General features: G+C 43.3%; 11 protein-coding genes and 1 pseudogene. 7 read left to right on the forward strand and 5 right to left on the reverse strand.

What is annotated here, in order from left to right:
* The first annotated feature begins 3 nt into the window (after positions 1-3).
* On the forward strand, positions 4-1002 hold the full coding sequence (locus sps_RS03740; protein WP_077751303.1) for a GGGtGRT protein: 999 nt from the start codon (positions 4-6) through the stop codon (positions 1000-1002).
* Between the two features lie 170 nt (positions 1003-1172).
* Here sps_RS03740 and sps_RS03745 read toward each other — a convergent pair whose 3' ends face one another.
* Positions 1173-2756 (reverse strand): isocitrate lyase, encoded by a 1584-nt coding sequence (locus sps_RS03745; RefSeq protein ID WP_077751304.1) that lies wholly within the window; start codon positions 2754-2756, stop codon positions 1173-1175.
* 113 nt (positions 2757-2869) lie between these two features.
* On the opposite strand from sps_RS03745, the gene sps_RS03750 reads away from it, so the two are divergent.
* The gene (locus sps_RS03750; RefSeq protein ID WP_077751305.1) at positions 2870-3814 is read left to right on the forward strand and encodes a LysR family transcriptional regulator; all 945 of its coding nucleotides are present in this window, start codon (positions 2870-2872) and stop codon (positions 3812-3814) included.
* Positions 3815-4054: 240 nt separating this feature from the next.
* Positions 4055-6220 carry a malate synthase G gene (locus tag sps_RS03755; protein WP_077751306.1) on the forward strand — a complete coding sequence of 722 codons (2166 nt, stop codon included), beginning with the start codon at positions 4055-4057 and terminating at the stop codon, positions 6218-6220.
* A gap of 52 nt (positions 6221-6272) precedes the next feature.
* Here the strand turns inward: sps_RS03755 and sps_RS03760 are convergent, their stop codons facing one another.
* Both sps_RS03760 and adhE read right to left on the reverse strand, forming a co-directional pair.
* Positions 6273-7646 carry a hypothetical protein gene (locus sps_RS03760; RefSeq protein WP_077751307.1) on the reverse strand — a complete coding sequence of 458 codons (1374 nt, stop codon included), beginning with the start codon at positions 7644-7646 and terminating at the stop codon, positions 6273-6275.
* Between the two features lie 403 nt (positions 7647-8049).
* On the reverse strand, positions 8050-10650 hold the full coding sequence (gene adhE, locus sps_RS03765) for a bifunctional acetaldehyde-CoA/alcohol dehydrogenase (RefSeq protein WP_077751308.1): 2601 nt from the start codon (positions 10648-10650) through the stop codon (positions 8050-8052).
* Positions 10651-10991: 341 nt separating this feature from the next.
* Between adhE and sps_RS03770 the strand changes: the two genes are divergently transcribed.
* The 4 genes from sps_RS03770 to sps_RS03785 all read left to right on the forward strand — a co-directional run bounded on the left by sps_RS03770 (position 10992) and on the right by sps_RS03785 (position 14901).
* Positions 10992-11624: a YchE family NAAT transporter gene (locus sps_RS03770; RefSeq protein WP_077751309.1), complete on the forward strand. Its 633-nt coding sequence runs from the start codon at positions 10992-10994 to the stop codon at positions 11622-11624.
* A gap of 197 nt (positions 11625-11821) precedes the next feature.
* Complete coding sequence (locus sps_RS03775) at positions 11822-12778, forward strand: 6-bladed beta-propeller (protein WP_169915672.1); 957 nt, start codon at positions 11822-11824, stop codon at positions 12776-12778.
* 14 nt (positions 12779-12792) lie between these two features.
* A complete protein-coding gene (locus sps_RS03780) occupies positions 12793-14511 on the forward strand; it encodes a sensor histidine kinase (protein ID WP_077751311.1) in 1719 nt (572 codons plus the stop codon).
* 12 nt (positions 14512-14523) lie between these two features.
* On the forward strand, positions 14524-14901 hold the full coding sequence (locus tag sps_RS03785) for a response regulator (RefSeq protein WP_077751312.1): 378 nt from the start codon (positions 14524-14526) through the stop codon (positions 14899-14901).
* A 112-nt stretch (positions 14902-15013) separates the two neighbouring features.
* Here sps_RS03785 and sps_RS03790 read toward each other — a convergent pair.
* Together sps_RS03790 and yfbR are read right to left on the reverse strand one after the other, a co-directional pair.
* Positions 15014-16344, reverse strand: a pseudogene (locus sps_RS03790) (anti-phage deoxyguanosine triphosphatase).
* Positions 16345-16388: 44 nt separating this feature from the next.
* Positions 16389-16976, reverse strand: coding sequence for a 5'-deoxynucleotidase (gene yfbR, locus sps_RS03795; protein WP_077751313.1), 588 nt, complete (start codon positions 16974-16976; stop codon positions 16389-16391).
* Between the last annotated feature and the right edge of the window lie 280 nt (positions 16977-17256).

The following is a 17256-nucleotide window of genomic DNA, read 5'->3' on the forward strand; positions in this document are numbered from 1 at the left end:
ATCATGATTGAATTTGAGCGTAGTGTGGAGCGTATGCCACATATTCAGCAGATATTGGATATGTATGGCCTCGAGAGTTTGACTAAGAGCCGTGAATTGTGCAACAAACATGGCTTCGATCCCTTCGACATAGTCAAAGAAACACAAACCATCGCCTTCGATGATGCAGCATGGGCTTACACCTTAGGGGCTGCTATTGCCATAAAGCAGGAGAAGTTTAAGGCCTATGAGGCGGCGAATGCCATAGGAGAAGGTCTGCAAGCCTTTACCATTCAAGGCTCGGTAGCCGAGCAGAGGAAAGTAGGCTTGGGCCACGGTAACCTTGCTTCACGCCTCTTGTCTGAAGAGTCCCGATGTTTCTGTTTCCTTGCAGGCCATGAATCCTTTGCGGCGGCGGAGGGGGCCATTAAGATAGCCCAGAATGCGAATAAAGTCAGGCAATTACCTTTGAGGGTAATTCTTAATGGTCTGGGGAAAGATGCGGCCTACCTTATCGCTCGTATCAATGGTTTTAATTATATAGAGACGCGGTTTGATTATGTGACTGATGAGCTCAGCGTGGTGCGTGAGAAGCTATTTGGTAAAGGCGTCCGTGGAGAGATAAACTGTTATGGCGCCGATGATGTGATGGAAGGCGTGGCTATCATGCATAAAGAAGGAGTGGATATCTCCATCACAGGTAATTCGACCAACCCCACCCGTTTTCAACACCCGGTGGCCGGCACTTACAAGAAAGAGCGTCTGCTGTTGAAACAGCCTTATTTCTCAGTGGCTTCAGGTGGCGGAACCGGAAGAACTCTACATCCGGATAATGTCGGCGCCGGGCCTGCCAGCTATGGCATGACAGATACTATGGGGAGGATGCACAGCGATGCCCAGTTCGCAGGGTCTTCTTCGGTACCCGCCCATGTGGAGATGATGGGCTTGGTTGGCATGGGAAATAATCCTATGGTGGGAGCCAGTGTGGCAATCGCGGTTGCTATCGAGCAGGCGTTTAGTTAATACCCTAGGTATACAGACTAGATTTTTCCTTGGTATATTTAGTCAATCAGATGAATAGATTGGGATGACTTTTCGTATTCCAGAAACAGGAAAAACCGAAGTCATATGACTTCGGTTTTTTGTTTCCCTTATCTCGCATTATGGATGCCGTAAGGGAGTTGAGTAGGGCATTAGCCGAACTGGTTCATGGTGTTGTCTTTACCCGATGCCTTCAACGCCTGATCACCGGAGAAGTACTCCTTGTGAGCGTCACCCATATCGGAACCTGCCATGTTCTGGTGCTTTACACAGGCAATACCCTGGCGTATCTCTTTGCGCTGAACATTCGCCACATAACCTAGCATGCCTTGATCACCGAAGTACTCTTTCGCCAAGTTGTCGGTAGACAATGCGGCCGTGTGGTAAGTCGGTAACGTGATCAGGTGATGGAAGATACCTGCTTCACGGGCTGAGTCAGCCTGGAAGGTACGGATTTTCTCGTCTGCCTGAACTGCAAGCTCGGTCTCATCGTAATCTATGCTCATTAGATCTGCGCGATTATAAGCCGAAACATCTTTACCTTCTTCTTTCATCGCATCAAAAATCTGCTGACGGAAGTTGAGTGTCCAGTTGAATGATGGCGAGTTGTTGTAAACCAGCTTAGCATTTGGCACAACTTCACGAATGGCATTTACCATAGCGCCGATTTGAGCCACATGAGGCTTCTCTGTCTCAATCCACAGTAAATCAGCACCGTTTTGAAGACTGGTGATACAGTCGAGCACACAACGTTCTTCACCAGTACCGGCACGGAACTTAAACAGGCCATTAGGCAAACGTGAAGGCTTAACCAGCTTGTCGCCACGCTTAAAGACCACATCTCCATTTTCTAAGTTACCAGTAGTTACTTCTTCTACTTCGATGAAAGAGTTGTACTTGTCACCCAAGTCACCAGGCTCTGCTGTTACCGCAATCTTCTGTGTTAGACCCGCACCGAGAGAATCGGTACGTGCCACGATAACGCCGTCATCTATGCCAAGTTCTAAGAAAGCGTAACGTACAGCATTTATCTTGGCTAAAAACTCAACATGAGGAACCGTTACCTTGCCGTCTTGGTGACCACATTGCTTCACATCAGAAACCTGGTTCTCAAGTTGAATACAACAAGCACCGGCTTCAATCATTTGCTTAGCCATCAAATAAGTGGCTTCTTCGTTACCAAAACCTGCGTCGATATCGGCAATGATAGGTACAACATGGGTCTCGAAATTATCGATTTTATCCTGCACTGCGGCTTTATCGGCAGCATCGGCCTTATCAAGTTCACGGAATAGGCCACCTAACTCACGAGCATCAGCTTGGCGAAGGAAGGTATAAAGCTCGGCAATCAGACTGGCCACAGATGTCTTCTCATGCATCGACTGGTCGGGTAGTGGACCGAATTCGCTGCGTAGGGCGGCAACCATCCAACCTGAAAGATAGAGGTAACGTCGCTTAGTGGTCAGTAGATGCTTTTTAATCGCAATCATCTTCTGTTGGCCAATAAAACCGTGCCAGCATCCTAAAGACTGAGTGTACTGTGAGCTATCTGAATCGTAGTTAGCCATGTCTTCACGCATAATCTTAGCTGTGTACTTAGCTATGTCTAAACCCGTCTTAAATTGGTTCTGAGCACGCATACGAGCTACAGACTCAGGGTTGATTGCATTCCAGGCACTACCTTCGTTCTCTATTAAGCTTGCTGCAGTATCAATATCTGTTCTGTAATTTGACATGGTAAGTCCCTTCCTACAAAAATGTGTTTAATAACGATTGCTTCCGTTAAAAATAATAGTAATATCGAGTCAAATTAGTCTAATTTATAGTATTTATCTTCGGTATTTGTTTTATGAATATATCTCGTATTGACCTGAATCTATTGGTTTATTTTGATGTTCTACTCAGGGAGTTGAATGTCACGCGTGCTGCAGATCAGTTGGGTATTAGCCAACCGGCCATGAGCAATGGGCTTAAAAGACTGCGTATTTTGTTTGATGACCCGCTACTTATACGTACAAGTAAGGGAATGACACCTACAGAGAGGGCAAGTGAACTAAAACCAGTGATCCGTGAGCTCTTGATAGGCCTAGAGAAAGCAGTACAACCCAAAGCTGAGTTCAATGCATTAGAGAGTGAACAAGTGTTTCGCATGATGGCGTCAGATTATGCTGAGTCTACCCTTATCCCTTTGCTCATTGCTCGCCTGCGTAATGAAGCACCGAAAGTCATTTTGGATATCATGACACCAAGCGACGTCAATTTCGCCGATGTGGAACAGGGTAGAGTGGATATGGCGATTAACCGCTTTGATGAAATACCACAATCCTTTCATCAAAAAGTACTTTGGAAAGATACATTTAGTTGTCTCATTAACCGTAACCACCCTGTGCTCAAGGACTTCAATCTAAACAACTACCTTAAATCTCACCATGTGTGGGTGAGTAAAACAGGCATGGGAGTCGGTGTCGGTATGGATCCCGATGATGTTCAACGCCTGGGCTGGGTAGATGAAGCCCTAGCAAAAATTGATGCAAAACGACGTATCACAGTATTTACCCGTAATTATCAAGCGGCCAGTTCATTGGCTGAGAGACAGGATTTGATTGCCACAGTACCCAGTAAGATGGCCAGGCTACAGCAAGATAACACCCGGGTCAGCATAGTGACTCCGCCATTTGATATCCCCCCAATAGAGTTGACCATGGCGTGGAGTCCTTTACTGCAACATAATCCGGCTCACAGATGGATGAGAGAACTCATCACCGAAACAGCCAGGATCATTGATAGGTTCTAAACGGTATGAGGTTATTAACTATTAGTTTCTTTTTTAGTAAGATGAGTGCTCAGTTGTTAGCGTTATGATATAACTTCTGTGAATGGTAACTATAATTACGATAAATTAGTTATATAAAATTAGGCTGGATAAACTGATTAACACCTCTATTAATAGAGTGAGTTTCAACACTGGTTTAGTGTTGACAGTAGAGACAGGCGCTACCTATTCAATCAATGACACCTATCGGAAGGGAAAAATATGACATCACGTATTCAAGTTGGCGATTTACAGGTCGCGACTTCATTGTTTGAGTTAGTTAATGAGCAGATCATTCCCGGAACAGGAATCTCATCGGACCGTTTTTGGAGCTCACTTGAATCAATTATTGATGATCTAACGCCGAAGAATAGAAGTTTACTCGCTCGCCGAGATGATTTACAAGTGCAGATTGACCAGTGGCATACAGAAAATAACCTTCATGATCCTCTGGCTTACAAAGCATTCCTACAAGAGATAGGTTATCTCGTCCCCGAAGGTGGTGATTTTACTATCACCACAGAAAATGTAGACATCGAAATTGCACAGCAGGCGGGACCTCAGCTTGTCGTCCCGGTTAAAAACGCCCGTTTCGCCCTCAATGCTGCTAATGCGCGTTGGGGCAGTTTATACGATGCCCTCTATGGCACTGATGCCATCAGTGAAGAAGGGGGCGCCGAGATTGGTAGTTGCTTTAATCCGATACGTGGTAGCAAGGTGATAGCCTTTGCTAAACAACATTTAGATCAACTGGCTCCTCTAGCGATAGGTAGCCATAGCGAAGCAAGCCATTATCAAATTGATCAAAACCAGCTAATCATCACCCTAAGGGATGGAACAGATACTCAGCTTAAACAGCCTGAAAAATTGCAGGGCTATCTGGGTAACCAGATAGCGCCCCATGCCATCTTGCTCAAGAATAATGGCCTGCATGTGGAGATCCAGATAGATAGGAATCACGCCATCGGTAAGACAGATTTGGCTGGTATGAAAGACTTACTGGTAGAAGCCGCAGTAACCACCATCATGGATTGTGAAGACTCTGTGGCTGCCGTTGATGCCGAAGATAAGTGTGAGGTTTATCGGAACTGGTTGGGCTTGATGAAAGGTGATTTGACCGCTCAACTTAGCAAAGGCGGTAAGACTATTACCCGAGAGCTTAATCTAGATCGTCGTTATTTAGATACCCAGGGAAGGGAGTTTACTTTACCTGGCCGAAGCCTGCTGTTTATCCGTAATGTCGGTCACTTGATGACCAATGATGCCATTTTAGACAAGGCGGGCGATGAAGTGTACGAGGGGATCCTCGATGGCATGGTATCTGTGCTAGCGGCACTGCATGATCTTAAGGGCAACAATAAGCAGCGTACCAATAGCCGATCGGGCTCAATTAATATCGTTAAACCTAAGATGCACGGACCTGAAGAAGTGGCGTTTACCTGTGAGCTGTTTACCCGAATCGAAGATGCGCTGGCTCTGTCCAGAAATACCATTAAACTCGGGATTATGGATGAAGAGCGCAGGACAACAGTAAACTTAAAAGAATGTATTCGTGTGGCGAAAGAGAGAGTGGTGTTTATCAACACCGGATTTCTCGATAGGACAGGTGATGAAATTCATACTTCTATGCTTGCTGGCCCCTTTGTGCCTAAAACACAGATGAAGCAACAAGCCTGGATCAATGCCTATGAGGATTGGAATGTTGATGTCGGTCTGGCATGTGGCTTACCTGGACGAGCTCAGATTGGTAAGGGAATGTGGGCCATGCCAGATGAGATGGCGTCTATGCTTGCACAAAAATCTGCTCATCCCAATGCGGGGGCTAATACTGCATGGGTACCTTCTCCAAATGGTGCCATACTGCATTCGACTCATTATCATCAAGTCAATGTCGCCGAGAAACAGCAGGAGTTATCAAAACGAGCCCATGCTAAATTAGATGACATTCTGACCATCCCGCTGTTAACTGATAACTTAACAGATGATCAGATCCAGCGTGAACTAGACAACAATGCCCAGGGAATACTGGGTTACGTGGTACGTTGGATTGATCATGGCGTCGGCTGTTCGAAAGTGCCCGATATCAATAACGTGGGCTTAATGGAAGACAGGGCCACCTTAAGAATATCATCACAATATATTGCCAATTGGCTGGAGCATAATATCTGTACCGAAGAGCAAGTTACCGCTTCTATGGAGAGAATGGCCGCAGTTGTCGATAAGCAAAATATCGGTGATGCTCACTATCACAACATGGCGCCTGATTTCAGTGGTATCGCCTTTAACGCCGCGCTTGATCTGGTGTTTAAAGGAAAAGAGCAGCCTTCTGGTTACACTGAGCCCTTGTTGCATGCTTATCGCATTAAACAGAAAGCTAAAGCGGTATAAAAAGAGTTGCCCTAGGAGACTAGGGCAACCTTTCTAGTCTAATCACACATATTTAAATATCTAACTCATCAGCAAATTTTTCGGCAAAATTCCGCACTTTCTTATTACTGGCGTGGTTAGTGATGTAATCTAACTTAGCCTTATACTTGGTCATTTCTGACATACCTAATACTCGACAGATCCATGCATGATAATCAGCGCTGAGATCGGCACGATAACCTTGTCGTGTAGCAGCATCGAGATTATCGCTTAATGCATCAAGTAGTAATTCATTGTTAGGATATTCTCGATAAATACGCTTAACGCCAATTTTCTGTAAATAGAAGTCATTTGACTGGATCATATTGTATAGCTGCTTTTGCTGCCAAGTCATGTCAATATTTTCAGGCAAAGGGCGATGGATAAGTAAAGCCTGAGCGTGTCGGTTATCCAGAGTCTCTATATTATCAGTGGCAACTTCACGTAAATCTTCAGACTTAGCATGATGACTGATCTCCTCCAAGGTGCGTTTATAGCTGAGTAAGCCAGATGATGCGAGCGCCTCAACTGCGGCTTCTGCTTCATCTAGCTGAGATGAGCTAAGTTCATTTTTATATAAGCCCATGAGACGTTTGGTTATGATATCGAAGGATTCTTTATCGTTGTACCACACTTTTTGTATCTCTTCATAAGCCTCAATACGCTCATCTATGTCCTGATCTTGGAGACGTGATATGAAGGCTTGAATATATTGCTCGGAAATATATTTCTCTTCAAGGTAAGCGGGATCTTGGCGCTCTTGTTCAAAACCAGCTAATAAAGACTGAATTTTGCTCTGGTATTTACCCTGTATATCGGTATTTTCTACGTAGTCAGTGGATTCAGGTGTTTTTTCTATTAAGCCTTTAGCGACATCATTAGCAACGCTGAGGGAGAAGTTGATATCATCGGCTATGTTTTTAGGTGAACCGATAAACTCGATGCCGTAAAGGTGCATGTTAGCTATCCTTCTTTCTTTCGAGCGGATATAAGGCTTAACTGTGCTGTTATGCAAGATGTTGATCCTATAGAAAAAATAGGGGGAAGACACTTTATCCATAGGAAAGGGGGTGTCTTCGCCAAAATAGTGCCTACGATAATCAATAATCACTGCTATCTTTACTGCATTTTTATCATCAGCTTCGGCTAAAATGCCTTCCTTAGCTAAAGACATCTCAAATTGTTGCAACATAATTTGTTGAGTCTGCTGCTGATTTAAAAAACCTGGTACGTTGCGCGAGGTGACAAGATCGAAATCGAAAGAGGTCAGTTCATATTTTACGCCTGACTTGAGTGTGATATCTGGGATAGTTTCCTTTTTTGTTGATGCGCAAGCGCTAAGAAAGGTAAATAGAATGATGAATAGACACGTTTTAACTTTTATATTGAGAATATGCTTTAAATCCATTTGATACTGCTCCTGATAAATTACCTGCTAACAAAGGAGTTTGTCCTTCATCTATGAGGAAGTCTTAAACGCCGTTGCAAACATTTTGTAAGACTTAAGTTGCATCCTAGCAAGTGTTTATGGTCTTTTCTACCTAAGGTTAGCCTCTACTTTTGCTTAAAAATCAATGTTGTTTAGTGTTTAAATCTGCTTGGCTGCGATAGATGTAATAAGTCATGCATTTGTCTGCATAATGTAGTGAATATCACTAATAGTGAGCTTTTATTTGGTGGGTTATCAGGTGGAATAAATTTTGTGCTCTATGTCTTGTTGTACCTAATTCCTATAGAAAAGCCGATTACGTACATAAAGTGTATAATCGGCTTAATATTCAATAATCTTCTGTTTTAAAAGTAAATATTCCTCAGTCGTCGCTATAGGCTTTGCCATAGAAGCTGTCGAGGAGTATCTGTTTTAGCTCTGCAATCAAGGGATACCTTGGGTTTGCGCCAGTGCATTGATCGTCGAATGCATCTTCGGCTAACTCATCTATTTTTGCTAGGAAGTCGGCTTCGTTGACACCTGCTTCTTGGATTGAAGCTGGAATGCCAATCGTCTCCTTGAGTTCATTGATTTTTTCAAGTAAAGCTTCAACTTTCTCTTCATCACTGGTTCCACTTAAGTTGAGATACTCGGCAATTTTTGCATAACGGCACAGTGCCTTAGGTCGATCGTATTGGCTAAACGCAGCTTGTTTCGTTGGCATATCTGTCGCATTGAAACGTATGACATTGCTAATGAGTAGCGCATTTGCTAAGCCATGTGCAAGATGGAACTCGGCACCTAGCTTATGAGCCATAGAGTGACACACTCCCAGGAAGGCATTGGCAAAAGCAATACCCGCAATGGTTGAGCCGTTATGTACCTTCTCGCGCGCTACGGGGGCCGCGGCGCCATGGTTATAAGCATCAGGAAGGTGCTTAAATAGCAGATCTAAAGCTTGCAGCGCCTGACCGTCACTGTATTCGTTGGCCATGACACTGACATAGGCTTCCAGAGCATGGGTAACCGCATCTATCCCGCCGAAGGCTGTTAGGGATTTAGGCATATCCATGACTAAATTGGGATCCACGATGGCCATGTTAGGTGTCAACTGGTAATCGGCAATGGGGTACTTCATTCCCGTGGCTTCATCAGTCACTACTGCGAAGGGAGTGACTTCTGAGCCTGTGCCTGAGGTAGTTGGGATTGCTACCATCTGCGCCTTGACGCCTAATTTAGGGAATTTGTAGATACGCTTGCGAATATCCATAAACCTAAGGGCAAGATCGGCAAAATCCACATCGGGATGCTCATACATGACCCAGATAATCTTAGCCGCATCCATAGGTGAACCGCCGCCTAATGCGATGATGACATCGGGTTGGAAACTATGAGCCATCTTGGCGCCTTGCTTGACGATGGATAAGGTTGGATCTGCTTCTACTTCATAAAATATCTCAGTCTCCAGTCCCTGAGCTTTGAGGATCTTGACGGTTTCGTCACAATATCCATTATTAAACAGAAACTTGTCTGTCACTATCAGTGCACGTTTCTTGTCACTCAGTTCCTCGAGTGCGATAGGCAAGCTACCACGTCGGAAATAGATAGATGAAGGAAGCTTGTGCCACAACATGTTCTCAGCCCTCTTAGCGACCATTTTTTTGTTAATAAGGTGACTCGGACCCACGTTTTCAGAGATAGAATTTCCGCCCCATGAGCCACAGCCTAAGGTGAGTGAAGGGGCTAGCTTGAAGTTGTACAGATCGCCGATCCCGCCTTGGGAGGCTGGCGTGTTGATCAAAATTCGGGCGGTCTTCATTCGAAAACCAAAAGTTTTGACGCGATCCACTTGTGTATCTTGGTCTGTGTATAGGCCTGAGGTATGTCCTATTCCACCCAAGGTAACTAAGGCCTCAGCTTTATCCATGGCTTCATTGAAGTCCTTGGCTCGGTACATACCTAGCAAAGGGGAAAGTTTTTCATGGGCAAAAGCTTCGGCATCACTGATATCGTTAGCCTCACCAATCAATACTTTGGTCCAATGGGGGACATCTATACCCGCCATGGTGGCAATTCTAGCTGCACTTTGTCCGACAATATCGGCATTGAGTCCGCCATTCTTAAGTATCACTCCCTGCATGGCCTTTGATTCATCCTTAGTAAGAATGTAGCCGCCATGGGGGGCAAATCGGTCTTTAACTGTGTCATAAATCTCATCGACTACTATCACTGCTTGTTCTGAAGCACAAACGACTCCGTTATCGAAAGTTTTAGACATCAAGATAGAGCTGACGGCACGCTTAATGTCAGCGGTTTCATCTATCACTATTGGTGTGTTACCAGCACCGACACCGATGGCGGGTTTGCCTGAAGAGTAAGCCGCTTTTACCATGCCGGGTCCACCGGTAGCCAAGATGAGATTTATCTTGTCATGGGTCATTAATTGATTGGATAGGGCTACACTGGGCTCATCTATCCAACCGATAATATCTTTTGGGGCTCCAGCTTTAATGGCAGCGTCCAGTACGATTCGTGCAGCGGTTGTGGTCGATGCCTTAGCCCTAGGGTGAGGTGAGAAGATGATGCCATTACGTGTTTTGAGGCTGATAAGCGCCTTGAAGATGGCGGTAGAAGTTGGGTTCGTGGTGGGGACTATGCCACAGATAATACCAACTGGTTCGGCTATGGTTATTGTACCGAAGGTGGGGTCTTCGTCCAATATGCCGCAGGTCTTCTCATCCTTATATTTGTTATAGATGTATTCAGAGGCAAAGTGATTCTTGATCACTTTATCCTCAATTACGCCCATACCAGTTTCTGTTGCTGCCATCTTAGCTAGAGATATTCGTGCATCGGCCGCTGCTAAGGCTGCAGCTCTAAAGATGATATCGACTCGTTTCTGGCTAAAGTCTGCATACTGGGCTTGTGCATCTGCAACTCGCTGTACAAGAAGGTTGAGTTCTTGCTCATTGGTCACTGTCATATTGTATTCCCTTGAAAAAATTTAGACAAAATCAGTTTTGGCTAAATCATCTCGATGATGAAAAATTACACCGAAATACTACTGATAACCGTGATCATACCCACAGTTTCCAGCCTTGTTGTAATTTAATTACATTGTTAACGACTTGTTTTGTTGTTTGGTGAACAGTGATCTGTTTAACCAGGATAATAAATCTTATGTGAACTGGGATTTAATTATAATAAAACTCATTTTTGCCAGATGAAATCATAGGGTAAACTCCTGAACTATACCCCAAGGCGATGACAAATTCGTTAACGCCGTCTATTTTTAAGTTGAAATTTCTACTCGAGGATACGTCATTGGATTTAACACTTTACGTTAAGTTTTTTTTAGGCTTGGTGGCCATCATTAACCCTGTGGGTTTACTGCCTGTATTTGTGAGCCTAACGAGTCACCAGAATGATATTGAACGTAATCATACGGGTAAGGTTGCCAATTTTGCCGTTGTCGTTATCCTGCTCGTGACCATATTTGCCGGTCAGCATATCCTTAACATGTTCAGTATCTCTATTTCGGCATTTAGGATAGCTGGCGGCTCCTTGATTTCGATCATTGCGATGTCCATGTTGCAGGGTAAATTGGGTGAGGTTAAACGCAACAAAGAGGAAGGCAGGGAAGCATCGGGTATGGAATCAGTTGCCGTAGTGCCTCTGGCCTTACCTTTAATGGCCGGCCCTGGTGCCATTAGTTCAGTGATTGTCTCTGCAGCAGAAAATAATACCTTCATTAATCATGTCGGCATGTCTATAACTGTCATATTATTTGGTATAACCAGTTTTGTGCTTTTCAGAGCTGCGCCCGTGATTTATAAAGTTTTGGGTAAGACAGGAATTAATGTAATAACCCGTTTGATGGGACTCTTGATGTTATCGATTGGTATTGAAGTGATCGTGGCAGGGTTTAAAGGTTTGTTTCCTAACTTATTGAATTAGCCATTTAGTGTGTTTAATTCACTTAAGTTTTACGCAATCACCTACGCAGGTTTCCATGAACAGCGATAAGACTCCAAACTGATTTAACGCCGTTCGAATGAATCGAACGGCGTTTTTGTTGTGCTATATATAACCCTTAGACTGGATTTGTACTAAGATTTTTATAGGACTCTAGACCCTATATCATGGAAGATTTTATGTCACAGTTTCAGATACCACGCCAAATTTGTTTTTTAGATTGCTGTCATTTAATCGGCTTTCTTACTCTCACCTTTATTTTATGTGCCTGCTCCCTGGAGAAAGTTGATGCCGAGCTTGTCTTCATTTTTGGGGAGGAGGGCGTAGAGCCTGGTCAGTTTAAATATGTAGAAGATTTCGCTGTGGATGGCAATGGTAACTTATTTATTACCGATGCGCTTAATGGCAATGTGCAAGTATTCCGGGCAGACGGTACTTTCGTATCTATGTTTGGAGTGGCTAAGGATACTGGGGGATTGAGAAAGCCAGAAGGGATAGCTATAGATGAAGATGGTAATATACATGTTGCAGATTATTTAACCGGATATGTAGAGAAGTTTTCATCCGATTATCAACATATGCAGACATACAGCGGCTATGGTAGCGTCGAAGGAAAAACTCAGGAAACCGAATTTATGACCTTTCATCAAAATGGTTTCTTGTATGTACCTGAGGCAGGTAATAGTCGTATCAGCGTGTTTGATAAAGAGGGACGCTTTCAATTTACTTTTTCACATAAAGGTAATGCACCCGGTGAGTTAAATAGGCCCGAGGCTATTAAACATAACAGTCGAGGCTTACTTTATGTTACTGATCTTGGAAACCACCGAATTCAGGTTTTCGATGAGAATGGTAAATTCCTGTTTCTTTGGGGAAGTGAAGGGAATGGCCCAGGACAATTCAGGAAGCCTTCTGGCTTAGCGATAGACGCTGAAGATAATGTGTATGTGGCAGAGATAGGCAATAACCGAATACAAAAATTTAATAGCCGTGGCAAATTTCAATATATGTTTGGTCAAAGTGGACGAGAACCCGGCGATTTCGGCAATATACATGGTCTCGTTATAGGCTCGAATAAATTGCTTTATGTTGCCGATACCGCCAATCATAGAGTGCAAGTTTTTGATGTCAGATGAGGTAGTCATTACCTATGATAATTGCAACTAAAAGCCTATCACTGAGAGACTTACCCATAGCAAAAAAATTTGCTTTACCTGGCATTGTCTATATTTTAGGGATTTTCATCATAGCGATTACTGTGTATGTCTTTATTAACGATCAGCGCGCACGTAATATTTTGATTTATGATGTCATAACCCAAAAAAATATCTTGTCTAACTTAGAAAGTAATCTTGCTCGGGTCAATGAAGGCCTGAATCAGATGCTGTTCTTTGATCGTCGAGAATTTGATGCATTATTATTGGCTAAGGCCGAAGACTTTCAGTCGGCTCTGGTGGAGTTTAAGTATATTTCGCAGCGGCACGACTTTATTAACGATGAGTCTTTAGCGGAAGAGATAGAACCAGTACTCGAGCTGATGAGATCTCAGTTGATTAAGGCTGTAAGCCATTCATTTAATAGCAATCTCAGAGGGGAGGGAAAGTCATACCAACAAGAATTTATTATGTATTCGAATCAAATTAGAGAGTTTACCAATGATGCTTTATACGGTAAGTCAGAATTGGTAGAAGCCCTATTAAAAGAGAATGCTCATAAAGAATGGCTATTTTCTCTCTTCTTCCTAATGGAAGTCATTCTAACCGCGCTGCTGAGTTACTTTATGCATCTGCTCATATCCAGGCAACTTATTTTCCCTATCAATAAGATCAAGCTCATAAGTGACGAAGTGATTAAGCGTTACGCTATTAATGATAATGACGGTCTGAATTATGAAGTGTTATTGACACGACTCGCCTTGATAAAATCCAAGGATGAAGTGGGGGATCTAGCCAGACAATTTTTGGTCATGATGCAGACCATAGATAACGGCAGAAAAATAGAGTCTGAAAAAAAACAAGCCATTGAACAGCTTTATAGCACATTAAAACAGACCAATGAGCAAGTCTTGAAAACCAAAGGGGAATTAAACCTTCGTAATCAAGAATTAGAAAGCATACATGAGCAGCTAATCACATCAAATAAACAGCTGGAACAATCGGCAAAACTTTCTTCAATAGGAGAGATGTCGGCAGGCATTGCCCATGAAATAAATCAGCCTCTTGGGGTGATAAGGTTATACACAGATTGCATGCTTCTGGTTCAGGGACATGCCCCTAAGATCAATGTAATGCTAGAAAAAAACTTAATTCAAATAGAGCGGATAAGTAAAATAATTAACCACCTTAAAGTGTTCAGCCGAAATGAGCAGGTTGAAGAAAGGGAAGCCATTGCTGTGGATTGGCTTATCGATCAATCCTTGATCCTCATTACCCCGGAATTGAAATTGCATTCCATTACACTGGCTATCAACATCCAAAACAAGGGCCAGTCAATATTGTGTAATCAGGTTCAGCTATTACAGGTGCTGACCAATCTACTCAATAATGCTAAAGATGCCATCATCGAACTTGAATCTTTAACCCCGCCTCAGGGGATAGAAAAAGTCATATCGATAAATGTCCATTGTCGTTCAGGGCGTGTCTTGATCGAAGTCAGTGACACAGGTGCAGGGATCCCAAGTACACTGATCCGAAAAATATTCCAACCTTTCTATACCACTAAGCCTGTCGGCTTAGGTACCGGGCTAGGATTATCAATTTGCTACGGGATAATAGAAAAGCATGCCGGCACGATAGAGTGCAGGAGTCAGCAAGGATGCGGGAGTACTTTTTCAATCGACTTACCCCATGTGTTGGCATTGAGTTCATAAGAGGAGATAGCTATGTCAAATATTCTTATAGTCGATGATGATGTTGATTTTTCTGAGGCCTTACTTGACTCCTTGTCAATGCTTCTGAGCCATTATCAATTTATCAGCTGTGGTGAATCTACCCAAGTATTCGACTTAATATACAGTTTACCTGTTTCTCTTGTCATTACGGATATGGTGATGCCGGATGTGGAAGGAATTGAGATCATCACCCGCTTAAAACAAGACTGTCCTAATATACCTATCATCGCTATGTCAGGCGGTGGCCGAGTCGGGGGAAGTAACTATCTTATCTTGGCAGATGCGTTAGGGACCGATGCCATTTTTGATAAACCATTGAGCGTGCTTGATATGTCAAGAAAAATCGAAGAGTTGCTAGGTTCTAGTTAGGTATAGTCGATGGCATTTGGTCATGACCTTGAGCATTATGGCTAAGTTGAAGGCCTTCAACACTCAGCCCGTTTAGGGCTGAGAGGTGCTGGTAATAGTAGGCAGACTGGATTTAGAGCTCTCGATTAAACTCTATCATGGAGCCTGCATTTGGGCTAAATAGTTGCTGGTGTAGTCTTGCTGCAAACTCATCGGTCATGCCAGAGATATAATCAGCAATCACTCTGTGGCTGTTCAAGCCCTTGTTTGTGCTATTGCGCCATCTTTCTTGAGTATTTATCGGTAATAACCGCTCTGGATCGGATTCAAATGCCTCGAATAACTCCATGACGATCTGCTGACCTTTGTATTCAAGCATCTGAATTTCGGGTTTTCTTATCACATATTTAAATACAAATTGCTTCAATATCTCCAACGCTTCGGAGAAATTATTGTCTAGACCTGCATTATAGCGTAGTAAGTTTTCTTCAAAGTCGGGATTGATCTGAATATCTATGGCGGTGACGAACCCATTGACTAAGGTGCCGATGGCATCTTTTCTCAGGTGATGCTTGTTAGAAAAGAGCTTAGTACCAATTGAACAAAATTCATCCCTGATCCAATTGTCTTCACTACAGGACAGTTTACTACCCACATCCATTTGCCATTGATCCGGATTGACGATTCCCATGACTATGGCATCTTCGAGATCGTGCACGGCATAGGCAATATCATCGGCTAACTCCATGATAGAGCAATCTAGTGATTTGTAGCGCGTCCGCATATGTTGTTGACCATCGACATTCTGATGCGAGAGAAATTTTTGTCTGTCACTCTCAGATAATGGAGACAACACCCAATTTAAGATATCTATATCATCATCAAAAATGCCTTTAACTGGCGGCCATTCTGAGGGTTTGAGTTGGCGAATGTTTGTGACAGGCTTGCTGAACTGCGATGGAGACTCGAGTATGAGGCCGGGTACTTTAAGATCCCCAATAAGGTTCTACGACACAGATTCATTCCGTAAAACTCTGTATAAGGTTCAAGACCTGTGAGGATCCTGAATGTTTGGCCATTTCCCTCAAAGCCTCCGTGTTCCCGCATCATGTAATTGAGTGCAACTTCGCCGCCATGGCCATAAGGGGGATGGCCTATGTCATGAGCTAAGCACAGGGATTCGATCAAACTCATGGAGTCAAACAGGTAGTCTAATTGAGGCTGCTTCTGTTTCAGTTGGGCACGAATACCAGTACCTATCTGAGAAACCTCTAGAGAATGAGTTAGCCGGGTGCGATAGAAATCGTTCATGCCGACTCCTAGCACTTGGGTCTTAGCTTGCAGGCGTCTAAAAGCGGCCGAATGTAAGATACGTGCCCTATCTCTTTGATAGGGACTACGGTGATCATTTCTGCGTTTCTTATCTTCTGTTAAACGTCGGGCATGCCATACTGACTCTGTCATTGTGATCCTTAACCTTAGTAAATCTTTGGAATTAGGCTGAGTAATTAGAGTAACTGGTTGATATCGTCTAAATTTAAGTTAAAACTTGGAACAAAACAATCGATAAAATACTCTACCGCTGGATCGGGGTTTTCTTTAAGTGATTGCTCTAAACGTTTTCTGGCAGTATTAAATTCACTGTTACCGGCCCCATGTTCCTCAAGGCATTTCAAATACGCACAAATAGTGTCTGCAGATTTGACTAAAATCTTGTATTGGGCATCTGAATGCTCACTTACTAATAAGCTTTTATAGTCTTCCCTGAATTCTTCCGGAACCATCTCCAGCAACCTTTGCTCTGCTATGGCTTCAATTTTTTTGTATTCAGATTCTATCTCTTTGTTGAAGTACTTTACTGGGGTCGGAAGATCGCCGGTAATGATTTCACTCGCATCATGAAAAATAGCGACTGTAGCCGCTCTGTCAGGGGAAAGAGATGTACCGAACTTGCGATTACTGATGATAGCTAGGCTATGTGCCACCATAGCGACTTGTAGCGAATGTTCTTGCACATTTTCACTTCTAACATTGTACATTAGCGGCCAGCGTTGAATTAATTTCATGCGAGCTAGGTGAGCAAAAAGGTGACTCATATTTGTTTGCAACTTAATTCAATGACTACATAAAGTTACATTAGCACAAGCCTTTCAGATAGAGTGAGATAATTACTTATCTCGTGTAAATCTATATCTCCAATTATCTGTTTTCAATTCAGCCACGCGAAACAGTGTCACCAGTATGAATTCATTATCCTTTCTTTTCGTTATATCAAGCTGTAACCGTTCACGACGTGCACCTCTTGGCAACCTATGTATCAAGGTGTGATCATGAGGAGGGAATCCCCATTGTATATTGTCTCCAGATGTAATTATG

This window comes from Shewanella psychrophila (genome assembly GCF_002005305.1).
Taxonomy (GTDB): domain Bacteria; phylum Pseudomonadota; class Gammaproteobacteria; order Enterobacterales; family Shewanellaceae; genus Shewanella; species Shewanella psychrophila.